Consider the following 20514-nt stretch of genomic DNA (forward strand, 5'->3'; position numbering starts at 1 on the left):
GTTATGGGCAAAGAATCATTGAATAATTTGAAGCTTGGGGTTTTTGTAGTGGCAGGGATCATCCTTTTTATAATGACCGTTTACTTTATCGGCCTCAACAGAAATCTGTTCGGGTCCAACTTTGTACTGCGTTCAGAATTTAAAAATGTCAGTGGGCTAAAGCAGGGCAGTGCCGTGCGTTTATCGGGAATAGATGTAGGTACGGTGAGCAAGATCAAATTCATTTCAGATTCACTGGTAATGGTCGATCTTTTGATCCGAAAAGATGTACAGCAATACATAAAAAAAGATGCTGTTGCCAGCATTGCATCGGATGGTCTGGTAGGTGATAAGGTCTTTATCATTTCACCTGGGACCAGTTCTGCAAGTACTGTAAAAGATAACGACATTATCGCATCTTCAAAGACCGTCGAAATAGAGGATATACTTTCCAGCATAAAAAAGAGCGCAGATAATACAAAAATAATCACGAATGAGCTGGTCCAGTTCAGTCAAAAGATGAACAATAAAAATGGACTATTGACAAAAATCCTTAACGACAAATATTTTGCTGCAAGGATAAACAAAACAATTACAAACCTCCAAAAGAGTTCTGAAGATCTCGCTCAATTTATGCCCATGCTTAAAAACAAGAACGGAATCGTAGCAAAACTTTTGACCAATGAAAAATGGGCAGAGGATGTAGAGGTCATAATATCAAATTTGAACAACAGCACCAATGAGATCAGTCGATTTACCATCAAATTAAATGATAAGGACAATATACTTTCCAAAATACTTTCAAATGATAGTCTGGCAATTTCATTAGATAGAACACTCAGAAATATTGAGACTAGTTCAGACGAGTTGGTACAATTCACTTCAAATATAAATAATAAAGATAATGTCATCTCCAGGCTTACAAACGATCCACAGCTTGGGAAATCGGTCGATTCTATAATCACTAACGTTGAAAAAGGCGTTGATGAACTGAGGGAGATAGAAAATGCCGCCAAACATAATTTTCTGTTGAGAGGTTATTTCAACAAAAAGAAAAAAAAGGACGAAAGAAAAAAAAATAGTGATTGAGCCTGTTTTATTATCTTAGTATAAACAGGTCTTGAGGTAATCTGCCATACTTTCTTTAATACAAGTAAAGCATATTTTTTATTTTTGAAATCGGGTACCTTCATAGCCTTTCCTTCTATTCCTCAAAAAAATTCTGGATTATATCAAGGGTATAGATCTCTGGGTGCAATGTCGTGCCAGAGGTGTTGGATTCCTATCAATTTTACATTTGGTTTTAAGGGTTTCAAAAATCATCAGGTTATTGGGATACACTAGATCTTTTAGTTCGATATAGCTACCAACTCTAGAAACAATACTGTAATTTTTGTATAAAGAACTCAGTAATTAATGACTTTGATCACTAAAAAAAATGATATGGTGTTGTCATTATTATCTCATTAAATGCAAAGTGCATCATCATTCGATTTTCGTAGATAACTATTTACTGCAAACCGTATAGGCAAAATTTTGATACTGACGACAATCAGATTCAATGATGATGAGCATCATTTAATTTCAAGTAAAGTTTACGGAACTTTGGAACACTTTAATAACGAAAGGATTACGTAATCGATTTTCAAAGGATCAAATCAAAATTAAAAATTGTTTAACAGGAAACAACATTGCTAAGTATGCTTATCATACTTTTTAAAGATCAGTATTACTAATGCAGTTTCAAATTTCCAAAATTAAAAGTTCAAAAAAATGAAAACTAATTCAGAATTACAGAAAGACGTTCAGGATGCCATCAAATGGGAGCCACTATTGCATTCAGCAGAGATCGGGGTGATCGTAAAAGACGGTGTCGTTACTTTAACAGGTACAGTTGACAGCTACATCAAAAAGACAGAAGCCGAAGATGCCGCTAAACGAGTGGCTGGCGTAAAAGCTTTGGTTGAGGACATTGAAGTGAAATTTCCCAATTCCTTGTCAAAAACTGATGCCGACGTTGCTAATGATGCTTTGGCAGCGTTAAAGGCGGACTGGTCTGTTCCGGATGAAAAAATAGTGGTAAAAGTTGAAGATGGATGGATCACTTTGGAGGGCGAACTGCCTTGGAATTACCAGAAAGAAGCCGCCAAAAGAGCGGTAAAATATCTTAAAGGTGTGAAAGGTGTAATTAACAATATTAAGATCAAGTCTGAAGTTCACGATAAGATTGAGCAGAAAGCAGTTAAAAACGCACTTAGAAGAAGTTCGATTGACGATAGCGATATCGATGTTTCAGTGTCAGGCACAACGGTGACATTGACGGGAGTGGTCAACTCTTGGTATGCCAAGGAAGAAGCAGGCCGTATTGCATGGAAAACACCAGGTATATGGCATGTGAAAAATGAATTGGCTGTTGATTACGAATACGCCTTTTAGCAATCATTAGATCTTAAAAAATTATTACAATGAGATCAACTGATGATCAAAACAAATCAGGAGTGCCGGTAGTGCATAAAGCTGAAAATCAGAACAATGAGGGCTGAAAAACAGTTCAAAAATATCAATAAGCAAACCACTAATAATAATATTATGAAAATACAGATAGGTATAGGAGATGTTCATCGCCAAACCGTGGCAGATGAATTGGTAAAAATATTGGCAGATGAGAATGTTTTGTATATCAAAACAAAAAATGCCCATTGGAATGTTGAAGGTTCTGATTTTTATGAAAAGCATAAATTCTTTGAAAGCCAGTTCAGACAATTGGATGAGGCAATAGACAATGTTGCCGAAAGGATTCGTTTTCTGGGGCATTATGCACCTGCAACATTAAGGTCATATCTGAACCTGACACATCTCACGGAACAGACAAGAGAGAAAAACGACAGCCAAGGATTTATTACAGAACTATTGGCAGACCATCAAAGTATCATTATTATACTACGCGAACATATTAAAACTTTTGTCGATGAAGTTCACGATGCGGGAACTTCAGATTTCATAACGGGGCTTATGAAAGAACACGAGAAAATGGCATGGTTTCTACGTTCACATTTAAAAGATTAAAATTATGTTTTACGATTATTATAACTATCATTTCTGGGGAATGGACCTTGTTTGGTGGGTCATTTGGTGCATCGTGATCTTCTGGATCTTTGCTACGCCTTATGATATACCGGGACAAAGGAAAAAAAAGGATTCACCACTTGATCTGCTGAAAAAACGTTATGCTTCAGGAGAGATCAAAACCGAAGAGTATCAGGAAAAGAAAAAAATTCTTGAAGGCTGATCCTACGAATAATATATCACTTTACAAATGCAGTCATCAATCCTTTTAATATAAAGGACTATTGGGACTGCTTTTTATATAATAATACTTGAAAAAAAGGCATTTTATCTATAACCAGAATTTGTTCGAAGCTACAAGCTTTCTTCTTAATAATACGTGCTTCAGATCATCCCGACATGTGACGAGCGTCATTTTTTTACCTGTCAATCGATCCCTATCTTTAGTCAATATTTGAAACGTCAATTTTGCAAGGCCTGTCGTTGTTTTTTATTTATTGGCAAAAAACTCTAGGTCGATGAGTTGAGGTCCAGATGTTTTATTGCCAATACATTTAAAATATAAACAAATGCAAACCAGCTACATCGGTCATCAGGAGATTCCGGAAGGAGAAGAGGTCAAAGGAGCAGACCTTAGAGAAGGTATATATGATCTCATCAATAAAAATTTCCCTCAGTTCGGCAAAGATGATTTTATTTCCATTACCGAGCTCAATCAATACAGGAGGTTGTATCTGACCTCATTGATTATCGAGGAAAGGGGAGAGCTGGAGATCATAGACCTGGATGTGATGGATGCCATTAAAAATAATTCCATCCTTTCTGAAAATATCCAGGACGAAATCGAGGCAGACCTGACGATTGGAGAAAAACTAGCAGATAAGGTCGCTTCTTTTGGGGGTAGCTGGACATTCATACTCGTATTCTTCTCATTTATAATGATCTGGATCTTTATCAATATATGGATTTTGTCGACAAGACCTTTCGATCCATATCCATTTATCTTATTGAATTTAATTCTTTCATGCCTGGCTGCAATCCAGGCTCCCATCATTATGATGAGCCAGAACCGGCAGGAACAGAAAGACAGGATCAGAGGCGAACACGATTATAAGATCAATCTGAAGGCTGAACTGGAAATAAAACTACTGAGTGAAAAAATAGACCATTTGCTGGTCAACCAAAACAAAAAACTATTGGAAATTCAGGAATTACAAACGGATTATCTGGAAGACCTGATGAACGTTCTTAAGAAGAAGTGATCTAATGGAAAAGACCTCAATTGAAAGTAAATAACTTCTGATCTTTTCTAGTCAAAATAATGATCAATCATTAACAGTTAATCTTAAAAACATTTACAATGCCTATCCATAATTTCAATATCAAAGGTCTATCCGATAATGAGGTCATCAAGGCTAGGGAAAAGTATGGACGAAATAAGTTGAATTACAAGAAGGAAAATACTTTCATCGATACTTTCATTCGCATCATGAAAGATCCGATGCTGATTTTACTCTTGGTTGCAGCTTCTATTTATTTTATAAGCGGAAAGACAGGTGACGGTATTTTTCTGACGGCTGCCATAGTATTCACGACCTCTATTTCACTCTACCAATATTCGAGAAGCAAAAATGCGCTTGAAAAATTGAAAGATCTTTCCCAGCCCAAATGCAAGGTGATCCGAAATGGAAGCATTGTAGAGATCAAAAGCGAAGACCTGGTGATAGGGGACAGTTTGATGGTGGAGGAAGGAACCCTTATCACAGCAGATGGTAGTATCATCCATTCCAACGATTTTTCCGTTAACGAATCTATCCTGACAGGCGAGTCTCTTTCGGTATCAAAAGACAAAACAAAAGAAGATCATTTCATTTACAGCGGTACGACGGTAGCCGGAGGATTAGCGGTCGCAGTGATAACTGCCATAGGCAATGAGACCAGACTGGGCAAGATCGGAAGTAGCCTTGAAAGTATTACCGAAGAAAAAACACCTCTGGAAAATCAGATCGCGAATTTTGTGAAGAAAATGGCGATTACCGGTGCAATTGTTTTTATGGTTGTCTGGGCAATCAACTATTGGAATTCTGAAAATGTATTGAGCAGTTTACTGCAATCACTTACTTTGGCCATGAGTATCCTACCCGAAGAGATTCCTGTGGCATTTACCACATTTATGGCCTTAGGTGCGTGGCGCCTAATGAAACTGGGCATCGTGGTGAAGCAAATGAAAACTGTGGAAACACTAGGTAGTGCAACCGTGATCTGTACAGACAAGACGGGAACATTGACCGTGAATAAAATGAGCGTGGCTAAACTTTTTTTGCTGTCCGCAAATAAAATATTCCAGCCTGGGGATAATTTAACAGTTGATGAAATAGGATTGATCACTACAGCGATGTGGGCAAGCGAGCCTATTCCTTTTGATCCGATGGAAATAGCACTGCATCAAACATATCAGGATATTAATAAAAAAGATGAACGGCACAATTACTATCTTATCCATGAGTATCCTTTGGGTGGAAAACCGCCGATGATGACCCATATCTTCGAAAACAATTCAGGAGAACGAATTATTGCAGCCAAAGGAGCCCCGGAAGCTTTGATGGCTGTTTCTAGTCTCACTCCAGATGAAAAGCTGCAGATCAATGAAGCGATACAGCTTTTGGCAAAAGATGGATTCAGGGTTTTGGGCGTAGGCATCTCCAATTTTATAGGAATTCAATATCCTGAAAATCAGCAGGATATTGAATTTCAATTCAAAGGCATCATTGCATTTTATGACCCTCCGAAAAAGAATATACAAAAGGTATTGCAGGGTTTTTACGATGCTGGCATTGCAGTGAAGATCATCACAGGAGACAATTCTGAGACCACGCAGGCAATTGCCAGACAGATAGGTCTCAAGGGCTATAAGGATAGCATTACAGGTGACGAATTGATGAGAATGAGCGATAACGAATTGAATAATAGCGTGATGGAAAATGCTATTTTCACCCGGATGTTTCCTGAAGCCAAGTTAAAGATCATTACTGCTTTAAAATCCCAAGACCAGATTGTTGCAATGACAGGTGATGGTGTCAATGATGGTCCTGCTTTGAAAGCTGCACATATAGGTATAGCAATGGGTAAAAAAGGGACAGAGATCGCCAGGCAGGCAGCATCACTGATCTTGCTCGAAGATGATCTGTCCAAAATGGTGGATGCTGTGGCGATGGGCAGGAAGATCTATACCAACCTGAAAAAAGCTGTTCAGTATATTATTTCAATTCATATCCCGATCATCCTTACAGTATTTATTCCGTTGGCTTTAGGCTGGGTATATCCCAACATATTTTCACCGATCCATATTATTTTCCTGGAGATCATTATGGGACCTACCTGTTCCATAATCTACGAGAACGAGCCTATGGAAAAAAATGCGATGCAACAGAAACCGAAAGCATTGACCACTACTTTTTTCAACTGGAGAGAATTATCTACAAGCATTCTGCAAGGACTGGTCATTACCGCAGGTACGTTGTTCATATACCAATACTCTGTTCAAAGAGGTTACGATGAGGCATTGACAAGGACAATGGTATTTACAGTTTTGATCACGTCCAATATCTTTCTTACGTTGATCAACCGCTCATTCTATTATTCTTTTTTTACTACTTTGAAATACAAGAACAACCTTGTTTTACTTATCATATCAATTACTGTTTTTATGGTAATATTGATGCTTTATGTTAAACCAATAACAGTATTTTTCGGATTTGAGACCTTGAAGCTTTCGGATCTATTGATTTCGGTTTTGGTGGGATTTATTTCAGTGATATGGTTTGAACTTGTAAAGTTGATCAATCGTTCTGATAAGCATTAAATGGCGACAATTTCCTAGAAAACATATCCTTAAAAAAGGCAACTCTTATTTTGGAACTGCCAGTTCTGCAGAGGTCACTCCCAACACCATCAGTTGCTACCTGCAAAGCGGGTTCTTACTAAGTGTCAAATATTCAATCTGTTATTCGAAATACAAGAAGGATGGATGAGATTTATGATCATGGAAATTTAAGATAAAAAAAGACGAACAGTTATTATCTTAAAATTAATTGATAAAAAGCCTTTTTATAAATCTGCCAATCGTTTTCAAATAATTTATCTTTGTATGAAAGTTGAAAACTAATGGCAGAAAGTAAAAAATACCCTATTGACAATGTGGTAGCTCCGATTCAAAAATTTGATTACGTTTAATCTCATAATATTTCCAATTGAACACAATCCTCATCATCGACGACGAAGAAAAAATAAGAATATTGCTTTCCAGAATTATCAGTTTGGAAGGTTTTGAAGTTTTTCAGGCTTCTGATTTGAAGAATGCCAAAAAGCGACTTGATATTTCAGATATCGATGTTGTTCTAAGCGATGTTAAACTCCCCGACGGAAGTGGTGTTGAGTTTTCTAAGGTCATCAGGGAAAAACATCCTGCAACCGAAGTTATTCTTCTGACAGCTTATGGCAATATTCCCGATGGCGTCCAGGCGATAAAAAACGGAGCTTTCGATTATATCACAAAAGGTGATGATAACAACAAAATCATTCCGCTTGTTTATAAAGCTGTTGAAAAAGTGGCGCTTAACAAACGACTGATCCAGCTCGAAAAACAACTTGGAGATAAGCTTTCTTTCGATAATATCATTGGAAAATCAAAAACGATCCAATCCGCTATTGAGTCCGCAAAAAAAGTGGCAGTAACAGATGCGACCGTTCTTTTAACAGGAGAAACAGGAACTGGTAAAGAAGTTTTTGCACAAGCGATTCATAATGCGAGTAACAGAACCAAACATAATTTTATTGCAATCAATTGTTCTGCTTTTTCTAAGGAACTGTTGGAAAACGAATTGTTTGGACACAAAGCTGGTGCTTTTACCGGCGCTGTAAAAGATGCAAAAGGAATTTTTGAAGAAGCCAACAACGGAACGGTTTTCTTGGATGAGATCGGCGAAATGCCTCTGGATCTGCAGGCAAAATTGCTCCGTGTTTTAGAATCCGGAGAATTTCTGAAAGTTGGGGATAACAGGCCTACAAAAGTTAATGTAAGAATCATAGCGGCGACCAACCGTGATTTGCAGAATGAAATAGAGAATGGCAATTTCCGGGAGGATCTTTACTATCGTATCAATATTTTCAATATTCAGCTTCCTCCGCTTCGTGAAAGGGTGATTGATATTGAAGAATTGGCAAAATATTTTTTGGCTAAATTCAGCCAGAAAGCAGGAAAGAAAATGACGGCTATTTCTCCCGAATATCTCGAAGCTCTGAAGCAACATCCGTGGAAGGGAAATATCCGCGAGCTTAGAAACATCATTGAAAGAAGTATTATTCTTTCCGATAGTTTGGAATTAAAATCGGACTCTCTTCCTTCGGAATTTCAAAAAAATCATTCTGTAAACTCAAGCTCAAAAACGTTATCTGCTTTTGAATTGGCAAGTGCGGAAAAAATCCATATTCAAAAAGTACTGAATTACGCTAACGGAAATAAAACCAAAACTGCAGATTTATTAGGAATCGCGCTCACAACATTATACAGAAAAATAGAGGAATATCAGATTAAATAAAAAACCCTATCATAACAATAGTATCAACCCTTTCATTTTGAAAGGGTTTTTTGTTTTAAAAAATTCAAATTAAATTTTAAATTTCTGATAATTAATTGCTTGTGAATTTTTTTTCTTTCTGGAGTCGGATTTGACAATATTCTGGCATAATATAAAAATAGATCATGCAAAAATGGAAGATCAGAATGTACAGGAGACTGAAATCTTGGCATCTATTAGCAATCCTTTATGGACTTATTATATTCTTTGGAATTACATACAGAATTTTTAATCAATAAACTATGACACTAGTATTAACCATCTCGGGTATTGTACTTTTTGTACTCTTTTTTCTAACCGTAAAATATTTTGAAAAGATATGACAGCATTATTTATCATCGCCATCGCCGTATTTGCATATATGTGCTACGTGCTTGTAAAACCAGAAGAATTTTAAACTAATGAATTACAAAGGTTAAATGTAAAAAGTTAGAAGTGGAAAGTTAACCTCTCTTACTTCTGACTAAGAAAATCATTTTTAACTAAAAAGATTATGAACACAGAAATTTTAGGACTTATATTGATGTTTGCGTTGGTGGTATTACTCGCTATTCCACTAGGTCGATACATCGGTAAAATATTCAGCAACGAAAAAACTTGGCTCGACGGGATCTTTAATCCATTAGACAAACTATTTTATAAAATTGCCGGCATCAATCCTGAAAAGGAAATGAACTGGAAACAACATCTTGGAGCATTACTTACCATCAACATCGTTTGGTTTCTTATCTCTATGTTTGTGTTGACCAATATGAGCTGGCTTCCTCTCAATCCGGACAATAACCCATCAATGAGCGGTGATTTGGCATTTAACACCGCAGTAAGTTTTGTGACCAATACCAATCTTCAGCATTATTCGGGAGAATCCGGGTTATCTTATTTAGGACAATTAACATTAATGTTGTGGCAGTTTATTTCTGCAGGCTGTGGTATTGCCATTGCAGGTGTTGTTTTCCTTGCCATGAAAGAGAGAACGACAGATAAATTAGGAAATTTTTATTTCTTATTCATCAGAACGTGTACAAGAGTTTTGTTTCCTCTAGCAGTTGTTGTTGCTTCTTTATTAGCTTTCAACGGAACACCAATGACTTTTGAGGGTAAAGACTCGATCACAACTTTACAGGGAGACAAAGTAGAAGTGAGCCGTGGTCCTGTTGCAGGCTTTGTAGCGATCAAACAATTAGGGACCAACGGTGGTGGGTTTTTTGGGCCCAACTCTGCACATCCGCTAGAAAACCCAAGTTACTTTACCAATATTGTCGAGACAGTTTCTATTATGCTGATTCCAATTGCGTTGGTATTTGCAATGGGTTATGTTTTAAGAAGAAAAAAACTGGCGTTGACGATTTTCGGGGCGATGACCATAGGTTTTTTGTTATTATTAATACCAACAGTTATTAATGAAATAAACGGAAACCCAGCCATTGAAAAAATGGGAATTGCTCAGAATCTGGGAAGTATGGAAGGTAAAGAAGTCCGTTTCGGACCTGCGGCTTCGGCTTATTGGGCAATTAACACAACGGTTACAAGTAATGGCTCTGTCAACGCAATGCACGACTCACTGACGCCGCTTTCCGGAATGAATACAATGCTTGGAATGATGGTCAACGCTTTCTACGGCGGTGTTGGTGTAGGATTTTTAAATTTTTACATCTTTATTATCCTTGCCGTTTTCATCAGTGGATTGATGGTTGGTAGAACGCCTGAATTCTTAGGTAAGAAAATCGAAGCCAGAGAAATGAAAATCGCAATGATTATCGCACTTCTTCACCCTTTCTTGATTCTTACAGGAACTGCAATTTCAAGTTATATGGTGGCTCATGATCCTGATGATTATGGAAGTTGGCTAAACAACCCGGGTTTCCACGGTTTCAGTGAAATGTTGTACGAGTTTACATCTTCAAGTGCCAACAACGGAAGCGGTTTCGAAGGTTTAGCAGATAACAATCCGTTCTGGAATATTGCCTGCGGAATTGTGATGCTGATGGCGAGATACTTGCCAATCATCGGTCCGGTTGCCATTGCTGGAAGTCTTGCTGCCAAAAAATATATCCCTGAAAGTGCAGGGACACTTAAAACAGATACAGCAACATTCGGTTTAATGGTATTTGCAGTTATCGCAATTGTGGCAGCGTTGTCATTTTTCCCGGCACTAGCCTTAGGACCTATTGCAGAATATTTTAGTATGTGAGAAATGAGAAGTAAAAAGTGAAATGTTAATTTAAAATAATTAGTGTAAGATTACCTAATCCATCTTACTTCTCACTTCTCACTTCTTACTCTTTAAGTATCACTCACTAATCAATTTTCGCTTTAATCCATAAACCAGTTTTCCGATTAAGTCGAGTTTTGAATTTAACTGATTGAAATCTTCATCCGACAGAAATTCTAACTCATATGAAATGATAAACAGAGTATCAAGTTCCGCAATAGAACCTATAGCAATATCAAGAAACCTAACAAATTCTTTTTTACTGGTTCTTGCAGCACCTTCGGCAATATTTAGAGGGATTGATAACGCAGCTCTCCGCATTTGCGAAATAATGCCAAAAAGTTCTTCTTTAGGAAAAGATTTGGTAATGAGATATAAATCTTTTATTAACAAAATGCTGTCGCTCCAGGCTTTTAAATTTCTGTGTGGTTTCATCAAAATATGTTTAAAAACTAAAAATAAGTAAAAATAATTATGCAAATCAACTTCTCAACTTGATTCTGAGAATTAAAACTAAAATTATGTTGAAAATAAAAAACAGTTTAAAAACTTCTAACATCTTACATTTTACTTCTAACAACTAAAAAAATGAAAGGAAATAACAATTTGTTTCAGGCAGAATTAGTCAATGAGGCATTGAAGCAATCTTTTATAAAATTACATCCTGCCAAAATGTTCCGCAATCCGGTAATGTTTATGGTTTGGGTAGGAACTCTCGTAATGGCAGGCGTTTGCGTTTGGATTGCATTAGGAGAACAAAACCAGGGTAGTTTGGTTTACAACGTTATTGTAACGGCTGTTCTATTCATCACATTATTGTTTGCCAACTTCGCAGAAGCTATTGCAGAAGCAAGAGGGAAAGCACAAGCAGATTCGCTTAGAAAAACAAGGGAAGAAACACCGGCAAAATGGATTAATCCTCACGGAGAAATTTTCAATGATGAATTGACGATTGTTCCATCTTCTCAACTTAAAAAAGGAGACATTTTTCTTTGCGAGCCAGGAGACATTATTCCGTCTGACGGAGAAATCATTGAAGGTTTAGCCACGATTGATGAAAGTGCCATTACCGGAGAATCTGCTCCCGTAATCCGTGAAGCAGGTGGTGATAAAAGCAGTGTGACGGGAGGTACGAAAGTTCTTTCAGACAAAATCAAAGTAAAAGTAACGACAGAACCAGGGGAAAGTTTCTTGGACAAAATGATTGCTTTGGTTGAAGGTGCTTCTAGACAGAAGACACCAAACGAAATTGCGTTGACAATTCTATTGGCGGGATTCACATTGGTTTTCATTATCGTTACAGTTACTTTGAAACCTTTTGGTGATTATGCTAATACGCCAATTACAATTGCTGCATTTATCTCATTATTTGTATGTCTTATTCCAACTACGATTGGTGGATTATTATCAGCTATCGGTATTGCAGGAATGGACAGAGCTCTAAGAGCAAATGTGATTACTAAAAGTGGTAAAGCAGTAGAAACTGCGGGTGATATTGATGTTTTACTATTAGATAAAACAGGAACCATCACTATCGGAAACAGAAAAGCAACACATTTTTATCCAGCTAATGGAATTGATGAAAAAGTATTGATTAAAGCAGCTGTTCTAAGTTCTATGGCAGATGAGACTCCGGAAGGGAAATCCATTGTAGAGCTCAGTGAAAAGTTAGATGTAAAAAGTGAAATAAAAAATGAACTTTCACTTCTAACTTCTCACTTCTTACCTACTTACATCAATTTCACAGCAGAAACAAGAAGTTCAGGGATTGATTATGAAGACACAAGAATCAGAAAGGGCGCAACTGATGCAATTAAGAGTATTGTTACAAATGCAGGAAACACATTCCCGCCAGAAGTTGCAGAAAGAGTCAGAGAAATTTCTCAAAACGGAGGAACACCGCTTGTGGTTTCAGAAAATGAAAAAGCGCTTGGAGTCATAGAATTACAGGATATCATTAAGCCAGGAATCAAAGAGCGTTTTGACCGTCTTAGAAAAATGGGTATCAAAACCGTAATGGTTACCGGAGACAACCCATTGACTGCAAAATTCATCGCTGAAAAAGCAGGTGTGGACGATTTTATCGCAGAAGCGAAACCTGAAGATAAAATGAACTACATCAAAAAAGAGCAGTCCGAAGGAAGACTGGTCGCAATGATGGGAGATGGAACCAATGATGCTCCGGCTCTGGCTCAGGCAGATGTGGGTGTAGCGATGAACAGCGGAACCCAGGCTGCAAAAGAAGCCGGAAATATGGTGGATCTGGATAACGACCCAACCAAATTGATTGAAGTGGTTGAAATCGGAAAACAATTATTGATGACTCGCGGAACGTTGACAACATTCAGCATTGCGAATGACGTAGCCAAGTATTTTGCGATTGTTCCGGCATTATTTATTGCATCAATTCCAGCATTACAAGGCCTGAATATTATGGGACTTCATTCTCCTGAATCAGCGATTCTTTCAGCGGTAATTTTCAATGCGATTGTAATTCCAATGTTGATTCCATTAGCCTTGAAAGGAGTGGCTTACAAACCAATCGGTGCAAGTGCATTATTGAGAAGAAACCTTTTGATTTACGGTTTGGGAGGTGTTTTAATTCCATTTATCGGTATCAAAATCATAGACTTAATCGTGTCATTATTCATTTAAATTATTAAATAAAATGTTTAAACAAAATATATTACCAGCTATCAGATTAACGCTTTTCTGTGCTGTATTTTTTTCAGGATTCTATACACTTTTAATTTTTGGCATTGCTCAGACTGCTCCCAATAATGGTAAAGGAGAAATCATCGAACACAATGGTAAAAAGTATTATGCCAATGTTGGACAAAAATTCGATAAAGACGAATATTTCTGGTCTCGTCCTTCAGCTGTGGATTATAATGCCGCCGGAGCGGGAGGAAGCAATAAAGGGCCTTCAAATCCTGATTATCTGAAAGATGTTGAAGGAAGAATCGAGAACTTTATGAAACACAATCCAAGTGTTCAGAAATCTGAAATTCCTTCCGATATTGTTACTGCAAGTGGAGCTGGTCTAGATCCGAATATCTCTGTTCAGGCAGCAAAAGTTCAGGCTCAAAGAATTGCAAGCATCAGAAAAATAGACATCAGCAAAGTCAATTCACTTATCGAAAAAAGTGTCGAATCTCCTTTTCTTGGAATGTTCGGTACAGAAAAAATCAACGTTTTAAAACTCAATATCGCATTAAACGGATTAGAGTGAAAAGTTAAAAATGAGAAGCTAAAAGTGAGAAACTACTGAAAAATTTCTTACATCTTACTTCTCACCAATTATAAAAAATTTAGAAATGAAAAGAAAACTATCATTATTGGTATTTGCAATTCTTGGAGCAGTTTCTACGCTACACGCTCAGGAAGAAACTGAACCTAAAAACCCTTTGAAAATCTCTGGCTACGCAGAAGTGTATTATCAGTATGATTTTAATAATCCTGAAAACAATACAAGACCGGGATTTGTGTACAGCCACAACAGAAACAACGAGGTCAACCTTAATTTAGGATTTGTAAAAGCCAATTACGAAACTGAAAAACTAAGAGCCAATGTTGCTTTGGGTGTCGGAACTTATATGAACTCCAACTACGCAGCTGAAGCGGGTGTTTTGAAAAATATCTATGAAGCCAATATCGGAGTAAAAATCTCAAAAAACAAAAATCTTTGGGTTGATGCCGGGATTTTGCCTTCGCACATCGGTTTTGAAAGCGCTATCAGCAAAGACTGCTTTACTTTGACAAGAAGTATTTTGGCAGACAATTCTCCGTATTTCGAAAGTGGAGCAAAAATTTCTTATACAAGCGACAGCGGAAAATGGTTTGTAAGCGGTTTGGTTCTTAACGGATGGCAAAGAATCCAGCGTGTGGATGGAAATTCTACGGTTGCTTTTGGACATCAGTTAACTTACAAACCAAACGAAAAAATTACTTTAAACAGCAGCTCATTCATCGGAAATGATAAACCGGACAGCATCAGACAAATGAGATACTTCCATAATTTGTACGGCAGTTTCCAAATCAGTAAAAAGTTGGCGCTGATTACAGGTTTCGACATTGGTGCAGAGCAGAAAGCCAAAGGAAGTGACCAATATAATATTTGGTATTCTCCGGTTGTGGTTGCTAAATATTCTCCAACAGAAAAATTAAGTTTTGCTGCAAGAGGAGAATACTACAGCGATGAAAAAGGGGTAATCATTGCGACAGGAACTGCAAATGGGTTTAAAACGTTTGGCTATTCTGTAAACGCAGATTATTGGATTCTTCCCAATTTGGTTTGGAGAACCGAACTTAAAAATCTAAGCAGCAAAGACGACATCTTTATCAACAGAGATAATAATTTTAAAAATAATAATCTGATGGCAGTGACATCTCTTGCCGTGAGTTTTTAAAAATCTCCATATTTACTAAGAATCCCTTGTTAAAATTTTGGCAGGGGATTTACTAACTTTGAATAAGGCAATTCTTTATGGCTGAAAAAAATTCTGCACAAGACTTTCTCAATCTGATAAAAAAATCAAGACGGGGAAAATTCAAAATCTATATCGGAATGAGTGCCGGTGTTGGGAAAACTTATCGTATGCTTCAGGAAGCGCATGCTCTTTTAGCAAGTGGGATTGATGTAAAAATCGGGTATATCGAAACACATCATCGCAAAGAAACCCATGCTTTGCTGGACGGACTTCCTATCATTCCGAGAAGAACGTTATTCTACAAAGGAAAAGAATTAGAAGAGCTCGATGTACAGGCGGTTATCAATCTTCGCCCGGAAGTTGTGATTGTAGATGAATTGGCCCATACCAATATTGAAGGTAGCAAGAACGAAAAACGTTGGCAGGATGTGATGGATATTCTGGATTCTGGGATTAATGTCATCAGTGCAGTCAACATACAGCATATTGAAAGTCTCAATGAAGATGTTAAATCGATTACTAATATTGAAGTTCAAGAGCGTATTCCAGATAATGTTTTGGCCCAGGCTGATGAAGTTGTGAATATTGACCTTACTTCCGAAGAATTGATTGACCGTTTGAAAGCCGGAAAAATCTACGACCAATCAAAAATCAATTCGGCACTCAATAATTTTTTTAAATCTGAAAATATTCTACAACTCCGTGAATTGGCTTTGAGAGAAGTTGCTTCGCAGGTGACTAGAAAAGTGGAGACGGAAGTTACGATTCATAAGTCGGTCAAAAAAGAAAAATTTCTGGCATGCATTAGCTCAAACGAAAAAACTGCGAAAAACGTCATCAGAAAAACAGCGAGATTAGCTAATTATTACAACAGCCAGTGGTATCTTCTGTATGTTCAGATTCCCAGAGAGAGTTCTGATAAAATTGCTTTGGATAAACAAAGACATTTGATCAATAACTTTAAACTGGCGACTGAACTGGGAGCAGAAATCATAAAAGTTGAAGATACAAAAGTTGCTCACGCTATCATGGAACAATGCGAAGAAAGAAAAATCACAACGGTTTGCATCGGAAGACCTCATTTAAATCTATGGAAAGTAATTTTGGCGACAGATACTTTCAATACATTGCTTAATAAATTATCCCAGGGAAAAATAGACTTAGTAATTTTGTCCTAATGAAAATAAAAACAAAACTCAATATAGGTGTCGGAGTGCTTTTTATGATGATATTCGTATTGTCAGTTTTAAGCGGTTGGTATATCAATCAGCTTAAAAAAGACACCAATAATATCCTGAAAGCTAACTATAATACACTTCAATATTCCAGAAATATGTTGCTGGCTTTGGAGGAAATTGATTCTGACCCGTTGGCATTCAGCGTTTTTGAAAAACATCTTCAACAACAGCAGAAAAATGTGACCGAACCCGGCGAAAAGGAAGCTACAGATAATGTTGCCATACATTTTGAAGCTTTGAAAAAACATCCTGCCAATTTTGGCCTTCAAACCTCTATCAGGAAAGACCTCGCTGAACTGATGCAAATCAATATGAGCGCCATTGAGCATAAAAGTACGGTTGCAGATTCGACGGCAAAAAATGCGATTATTGTTATTTCTTCTGTAGGAATGGTGTGCTTTATTATAGCTTTTATACTGATGGTCAATCTCCCTTCAAATATTGCAGATCCCATCAAAAGCCTTACTGAAAGTATAAAGCAAATTGCGAATCAAAACTATAAAGAACGTGTACATTTTGAAAGCCGAAGTGAGTTTGGAGATTTAACAAATTCATTCAATATAATGGCGGAAAAACTTCAGGAATATTCTGAAAGCAGACTTGATAAAATCATCAGAGGAAAAAAACGTATTGAAACTTTGATAGATAATATGCACGACCCGGTTATCGGAATTGATGAGGATAGAAAAGTTCTTTTTGTGAATGATGAAGCTCTGAAAATTACAGGACTCAGAAAAGAAAATTTTGTGGGAAAATTGATTCAGGATGTTGCTGTAAATAATGATTTGGTAAGAGATATTATCAAAGATGTGATTGTTCCGGATAAGATAAATCCTGAAAAAGAACCGATGAAGATCTATGCCAACGGAAAGGAGAGTTATTTTGAAAAAGAAATTGTCGACATCAATATCGTTCCGACCGGTGAGCAGCAGAGTCATTTTATTGGGCAGGTGATCATGCTTAGAAACATTACGCCATTCAAAGAATTGGATCTAGCTAAGACCAATTTTTTAGGTACGGTTTCTCACGAGTTCAAAACACCAATTTCTTCTATCCAAATGGGATTACAATTACTGGAAAATGAACAAATAGGAGATTTGAATAGTGAACAGAAAAATCTAGTCAATGGAATTAGAGAAGACTCCAACCGTCTATTGAAAATTACAGGAGAATTGCTTAACATCACACAAGTAGAAAGCGGTTTGATACAGCTTAATATGAAAGCTTCAGATATCAAAAATATTGTTGATTATGCTATTGGTGCAAACAGATCTTCTGCTGAACAAAAACATATTCATTTTAAGGTCAACATAGAAGAAGGTTTGTCAGTGGTTTTAGCTGATAGTGAAAAAACAGCTTGGGTCCTTAATAATCTGCTCTCAAATGCCGTTCGTTATTCTTACGAAAATTCTAATATTAATATTGACGTCAGAAAAATTGATGACAAGATTCAGTTTTCTGTTACTGATACAGGGCAGGGAATCGCACCACAATATTTATCCAAAATCTTTGACCGCTATTTCCGGGTTCCGGGAAGCAAAAAAGAAGGAACAGGTTTGGGATTGAGCATCAGTAAGGAATTTATTGAAGCACAAGGCGGTGAAATTACTGTTAAAAGTGAATATGGGGCTGGAAGTACATTCACCTTTGATTTAAAGGCGTAATTCATAATTCTCTCTCTGTTGAAAATGAATTTGTTTTCAAATCCAAAAGAAGATATTGAATTTGGAAAACAATATATTTTAATGTTCTAAAAAATATAGAATAACAATAAGAACATTTTCAAAAAAACTCAATATTAGTATAAAATTTAGCCATTGGTTTTTATGACCTCGACAGGACTGTATCTAACAACATACAAGTCTAATTATTGGTATAAAAATGGCGCCAACTGTCTTTAGTTGGCGCCATTTGGCTGTTTGTGACCTCGACAGGATTCAAACCTGTAACCTTCTGAGCCGTAATCAGATGCGCTATTCAGTTGCGCCACGAGGCCTTGTTTAAAGGTTTGCAAATATAGTACTTTTTTGCTTTCTTTGGAAGATGAAACGTATTTTTTTACTCTTAATTTTATTTCTTTTTTCAATCTCCTGCAAAAAAGAAAACATCCAAATATCAAATGACAATATAACCATCTCATCACGAGTTAATTATATTGAGGGTTTTAATAGCTTGACTTTGACATCGGGAAAATTCAAAAATGTAATTCCAAACAAAAATCTGCCTTTCAAAAAAGCAATGTTGCTAAATTCGAGTCTGATCGGTTTCTTTTCTGAACTGAATTTAGAAAATAAAATCACCGGTGTCTCTAATCCCGAATATATTTTCTCGGAAAAAATCCATCAGCTGATCAATGAAAATAAAATTTTGAACATCGGAAACGAACAAAAATACGACATCGAAAAAATCCTTTCCAACAAACCGGATGTTATCTTTACCAATTACGTTCCCAACTTCGCCAACACTTACGAAGTCCTGAAAAGCAACGGAATCGAGCTCATTTTCCTCGACGATTTTATGGAACAGGATCCATTAGAAAAATCAAAATACCTTTTGCTTTTCGGAAAACTCCTCGGCAAAGAAGAAGAGGCGAAAAAAACTTATCAAAATATAGAAGATAATTACAAAAAAATCCAGGCTTTATCAAAAAAATCAAGATCAAATTCCTTAGTTCTCTGCAATGAGATGTACGGAAGCCAGTGGTTCCTACCAGGAGGAAGCTCTTTCGTAGCAAGGCTGATTAAGGATGCCGGCGGAGATTACATTCTGAAAGACAACAAAGAATCATCTTCTGTTCCGTTGAGTTTTGAAGAAGTTTTCGTCAAGTCAGAAAACGTAGATTACTGGATCAACATCAGTCCTCACAAAAACAAAAAAGAACTACTGACAATGAATCCGAACTACAGCAAAATGAAAGTCTTCAATTCCGGAAAACTGTATATGATAAATAACAGAGAGAAAGACAATGCCAATGATTATTTTGAATCAGGTGTTGTGAGATGTGATCTGGTTTTGAGAGATTATTTCAAGATATTTCATCCGGAAGACGTAACTTTCCAGTCAGAACCTTTAATCTATATGAAAGAACTGAAATAATGGAAAATCAAAATTACAAAGTCGATTTTTTCGTAGGGATTTTATTGGTAGTGGGACTTTTCATTGGACAATCGGTTGCTTATGCGATCGGTTTAGGGTTCTCGGCATTATTTGGCGAGGACATCAGTGATACAGGTATTTTTAACATTTTTATGTATATGGCGACAATGATAGTCCCTATTCTCTTTTTTGATTTTTTCATTGTCAGAAAAGACGGAAGTAAGCTCAATTTCGATTTCTCTACCAAGCCATTTCGTGTCTATCTTTTGATATTTCCAATGATGTTTGGGATGATGCTGGTTGCAGATTATACCACACAACTGATTCCTACGACCGGTGACCTGCTTGGCCCTATCTACAAGATCTACAATGACCAATTTGCGAAACTTTTGAAAGATCCAGTTTCATTGATCATTATGACGGTCATTCTTGCGCCGATTTTGGAAGAGATTCTTTTCCGGGGCATTATTATGAAAGGAATGGTCAATAATAAAGTAAAACCAACGATGGCGATTGTTATATCTGCCTTCATTTTTGGAGCGGTACATTTCAATCCTTGGCAATTTGCAGGTGCATTTTTACTCGGTTTGGTATTAGGTTTGGTGTACAACAAGACCAGGTCGTTGCTGATGCCGATATTGCTTCATGCATTCAACAATTTCACCTCGGCAGTGATGATGCTGTATTCGGATTCAGAGACTTTTTCCGATCTGGTGCATATTAACAAAGAATTGATCTTGGTAATTGGTATTGTGGTCTTTGCAATTCCATTTTACTTTTTTGCAATTCAGAAGAATATTATTTATAAAGATTAAATTTATGGCAGCTATTTCCGCCCTCCGTTCCCGCTTTTTTCT

General features: G+C 36.8%; 17 protein-coding genes and 1 tRNA gene. 16 read left to right on the forward strand and 2 right to left on the reverse strand.

The window, feature by feature from the left end; all coding sequences use genetic code 11:
- Positions 1–3 precede the first annotated feature (3 nt).
- From BLT30_RS11960 to kdpA, 9 genes are all read left to right on the forward strand, one after another.
- The gene (locus tag BLT30_RS11960) at positions 4–1068 is read left to right on the forward strand and encodes an MlaD family protein (RefSeq protein WP_089873796.1); all 1065 of its coding nucleotides are present in this window, start codon (positions 4–6) and stop codon (positions 1066–1068) included.
- A gap of 684 nt (positions 1069–1752) precedes the next feature.
- Positions 1753–2415 carry a BON domain-containing protein gene (locus BLT30_RS11965; protein ID WP_089873797.1) on the forward strand — a complete coding sequence of 221 codons (663 nt, stop codon included), beginning with the start codon at positions 1753–1755 and terminating at the stop codon, positions 2413–2415.
- Positions 2416–2511: 96 nt separating this feature from the next.
- Entirely contained in the window at positions 2512–3045 is a 534-nt protein-coding gene (locus BLT30_RS11970; protein ID WP_317040533.1) for a Dps family protein, read from the forward strand.
- A gap of 4 nt (positions 3046–3049) precedes the next feature.
- Positions 3050–3268: an SHOCT domain-containing protein gene (locus BLT30_RS11975; RefSeq protein WP_089873798.1), complete on the forward strand. Its 219-nt coding sequence runs from the start codon at positions 3050–3052 to the stop codon at positions 3266–3268.
- Between the two features lie 346 nt (positions 3269–3614).
- Entirely contained in the window at positions 3615–4307 is a 693-nt protein-coding gene (locus BLT30_RS11980) for a DUF1003 domain-containing protein (protein WP_089873799.1), read from the forward strand.
- 98 nt (positions 4308–4405) lie between these two features.
- Positions 4406–6907, forward strand: a complete 2502-nt coding sequence (locus BLT30_RS11985; protein WP_089873800.1) for a cation-translocating P-type ATPase — start codon at positions 4406–4408, stop codon at positions 6905–6907.
- 388 nt (positions 6908–7295) lie between these two features.
- A complete protein-coding gene (locus tag BLT30_RS11990; protein ID WP_089873801.1) occupies positions 7296–8642 on the forward strand; it encodes a sigma-54-dependent transcriptional regulator in 1347 nt (448 codons plus the stop codon).
- A 358-nt stretch (positions 8643–9000) separates the two neighbouring features.
- Positions 9001–9078 carry a potassium-transporting ATPase subunit F gene (locus tag BLT30_RS18495; RefSeq protein WP_139166674.1) on the forward strand — a complete coding sequence of 26 codons (78 nt, stop codon included), beginning with the start codon at positions 9001–9003 and terminating at the stop codon, positions 9076–9078.
- Between the two features lie 96 nt (positions 9079–9174).
- On the forward strand, positions 9175–10872 hold the full coding sequence (gene kdpA / locus BLT30_RS12000) for a potassium-transporting ATPase subunit KdpA (RefSeq protein WP_089873803.1): 1698 nt from the start codon (positions 9175–9177) through the stop codon (positions 10870–10872).
- A gap of 99 nt (positions 10873–10971) precedes the next feature.
- Here kdpA and BLT30_RS12005 read toward each other — a convergent pair whose 3' ends face one another.
- Entirely contained in the window at positions 10972–11328 is a 357-nt protein-coding gene (locus BLT30_RS12005; RefSeq protein ID WP_089873804.1) for a four helix bundle protein, read from the reverse strand.
- Positions 11329–11481: 153 nt separating this feature from the next.
- Here BLT30_RS12005 and kdpB point away from each other — a divergent pair, with 153 nt between their 5' ends.
- The 5 genes from kdpB to BLT30_RS12030 all read left to right on the forward strand — a co-directional run bounded on the left by kdpB (position 11482) and on the right by BLT30_RS12030 (position 18225).
- Complete coding sequence (gene kdpB / locus BLT30_RS12010; RefSeq protein ID WP_089873805.1) at positions 11482–13548, forward strand: potassium-transporting ATPase subunit KdpB; 2067 nt, start codon at positions 11482–11484, stop codon at positions 13546–13548.
- 13 nt (positions 13549–13561) lie between these two features.
- A complete protein-coding gene (locus BLT30_RS12015; RefSeq protein ID WP_089873806.1) occupies positions 13562–14125 on the forward strand; it encodes a K(+)-transporting ATPase subunit C in 564 nt (187 codons plus the stop codon).
- Positions 14126–14210: 85 nt separating this feature from the next.
- Positions 14211–15302, forward strand: coding sequence for a porin (locus tag BLT30_RS12020; RefSeq protein ID WP_089873807.1), 1092 nt, complete (start codon positions 14211–14213; stop codon positions 15300–15302).
- 77 nt (positions 15303–15379) lie between these two features.
- Complete coding sequence (locus BLT30_RS12025) at positions 15380–16501, forward strand: histidine kinase (RefSeq protein WP_089873808.1); 1122 nt, start codon at positions 15380–15382, stop codon at positions 16499–16501.
- Positions 16501–18225, forward strand: a complete 1725-nt coding sequence (locus BLT30_RS12030) for an ATP-binding protein (protein WP_089873809.1) — start codon at positions 16501–16503, stop codon at positions 18223–18225. Before BLT30_RS12025 ends, BLT30_RS12030 begins: the two co-directional genes overlap by 1 nt.
- Positions 18226–18483: 258 nt before the next feature.
- On the opposite strand, the gene BLT30_RS12035 is transcribed toward BLT30_RS12030, so the two are convergent.
- A tRNA-Arg gene (locus BLT30_RS12035) sits at positions 18484–18557 on the reverse strand.
- 182 nt (positions 18558–18739) lie between these two features.
- On the opposite strand from BLT30_RS12035, the gene BLT30_RS12040 reads away from it, so the two are divergent.
- Together BLT30_RS12040 and BLT30_RS12045 are read left to right on the forward strand one after the other, a co-directional pair.
- Positions 18740–19657 carry an ABC transporter substrate-binding protein gene (locus BLT30_RS12040; protein ID WP_245707174.1) on the forward strand — a complete coding sequence of 306 codons (918 nt, stop codon included), beginning with the start codon at positions 18740–18742 and terminating at the stop codon, positions 19655–19657.
- The gene (locus BLT30_RS12045) at positions 19657–20472 is read left to right on the forward strand and encodes a CPBP family intramembrane glutamic endopeptidase (RefSeq protein ID WP_089873811.1); all 816 of its coding nucleotides are present in this window, start codon (positions 19657–19659) and stop codon (positions 20470–20472) included. Before BLT30_RS12040 ends, BLT30_RS12045 begins: the two co-directional genes overlap by 1 nt.
- Positions 20473–20514 lie beyond the last annotated feature (42 nt).

Origin of the sequence: Epilithonimonas hungarica, assembly GCF_900102265.1 — a bacterium.
In the GTDB taxonomy this organism is placed as follows: Bacteria; Bacteroidota; Bacteroidia; order Flavobacteriales; family Weeksellaceae; genus Epilithonimonas; species Epilithonimonas hungarica.

What these genes read in the sequence shown, in the direction of transcription:
- kdpB (WP_089873805.1), top strand. Translation starts at nt 11,482, where the DNA reads ATGAAAGGAAATAACAATTTGTTTCAGGCAGAATTAGTCAATGAGGCA.
- BLT30_RS11970 (WP_317040533.1), top strand. Translation starts at nt 2,512, where the DNA reads ATGAGGGCTGAAAAACAGTTCAAAAATATCAATAAGCAAACCACTAAT.
- BLT30_RS12020 (WP_089873807.1), top strand. Translation starts at nt 14,211, where the DNA reads ATGAAAAGAAAACTATCATTATTGGTATTTGCAATTCTTGGAGCAGTT.
- BLT30_RS12030 (WP_089873809.1), top strand. Translation starts at nt 16,501, where the DNA reads ATGAAAATAAAAACAAAACTCAATATAGGTGTCGGAGTGCTTTTTATG.
- BLT30_RS12045 (WP_089873811.1), top strand. Translation starts at nt 19,657, where the DNA reads ATGGAAAATCAAAATTACAAAGTCGATTTTTTCGTAGGGATTTTATTG.
- BLT30_RS11960 (WP_089873796.1), top strand. Translation starts at nt 4, where the DNA reads ATGGGCAAAGAATCATTGAATAATTTGAAGCTTGGGGTTTTTGTAGTG.
- kdpA (WP_089873803.1), top strand. Translation starts at nt 9,175, where the DNA reads ATGAACACAGAAATTTTAGGACTTATATTGATGTTTGCGTTGGTGGTA.
- BLT30_RS11975 (WP_089873798.1), top strand. Translation starts at nt 3,050, where the DNA reads ATGTTTTACGATTATTATAACTATCATTTCTGGGGAATGGACCTTGTT.
- BLT30_RS12015 (WP_089873806.1), top strand. Translation starts at nt 13,562, where the DNA reads ATGTTTAAACAAAATATATTACCAGCTATCAGATTAACGCTTTTCTGT.
- BLT30_RS11965 (WP_089873797.1), top strand. Translation starts at nt 1,753, where the DNA reads ATGAAAACTAATTCAGAATTACAGAAAGACGTTCAGGATGCCATCAAA.
- BLT30_RS12005 (WP_089873804.1), bottom strand. Translation starts at nt 11,328, where the DNA reads ATGAAACCACACAGAAATTTAAAAGCCTGGAGCGACAGCATTTTGTTA.
- BLT30_RS18495 (WP_139166674.1), top strand. Translation starts at nt 9,001, where the DNA reads ATGACAGCATTATTTATCATCGCCATCGCCGTATTTGCATATATGTGC.
- BLT30_RS11985 (WP_089873800.1), top strand. Translation starts at nt 4,406, where the DNA reads ATGCCTATCCATAATTTCAATATCAAAGGTCTATCCGATAATGAGGTC.
- BLT30_RS11980 (WP_089873799.1), top strand. Translation starts at nt 3,615, where the DNA reads ATGCAAACCAGCTACATCGGTCATCAGGAGATTCCGGAAGGAGAAGAG.
- BLT30_RS12025 (WP_089873808.1), top strand. Translation starts at nt 15,380, where the DNA reads ATGGCTGAAAAAAATTCTGCACAAGACTTTCTCAATCTGATAAAAAAA.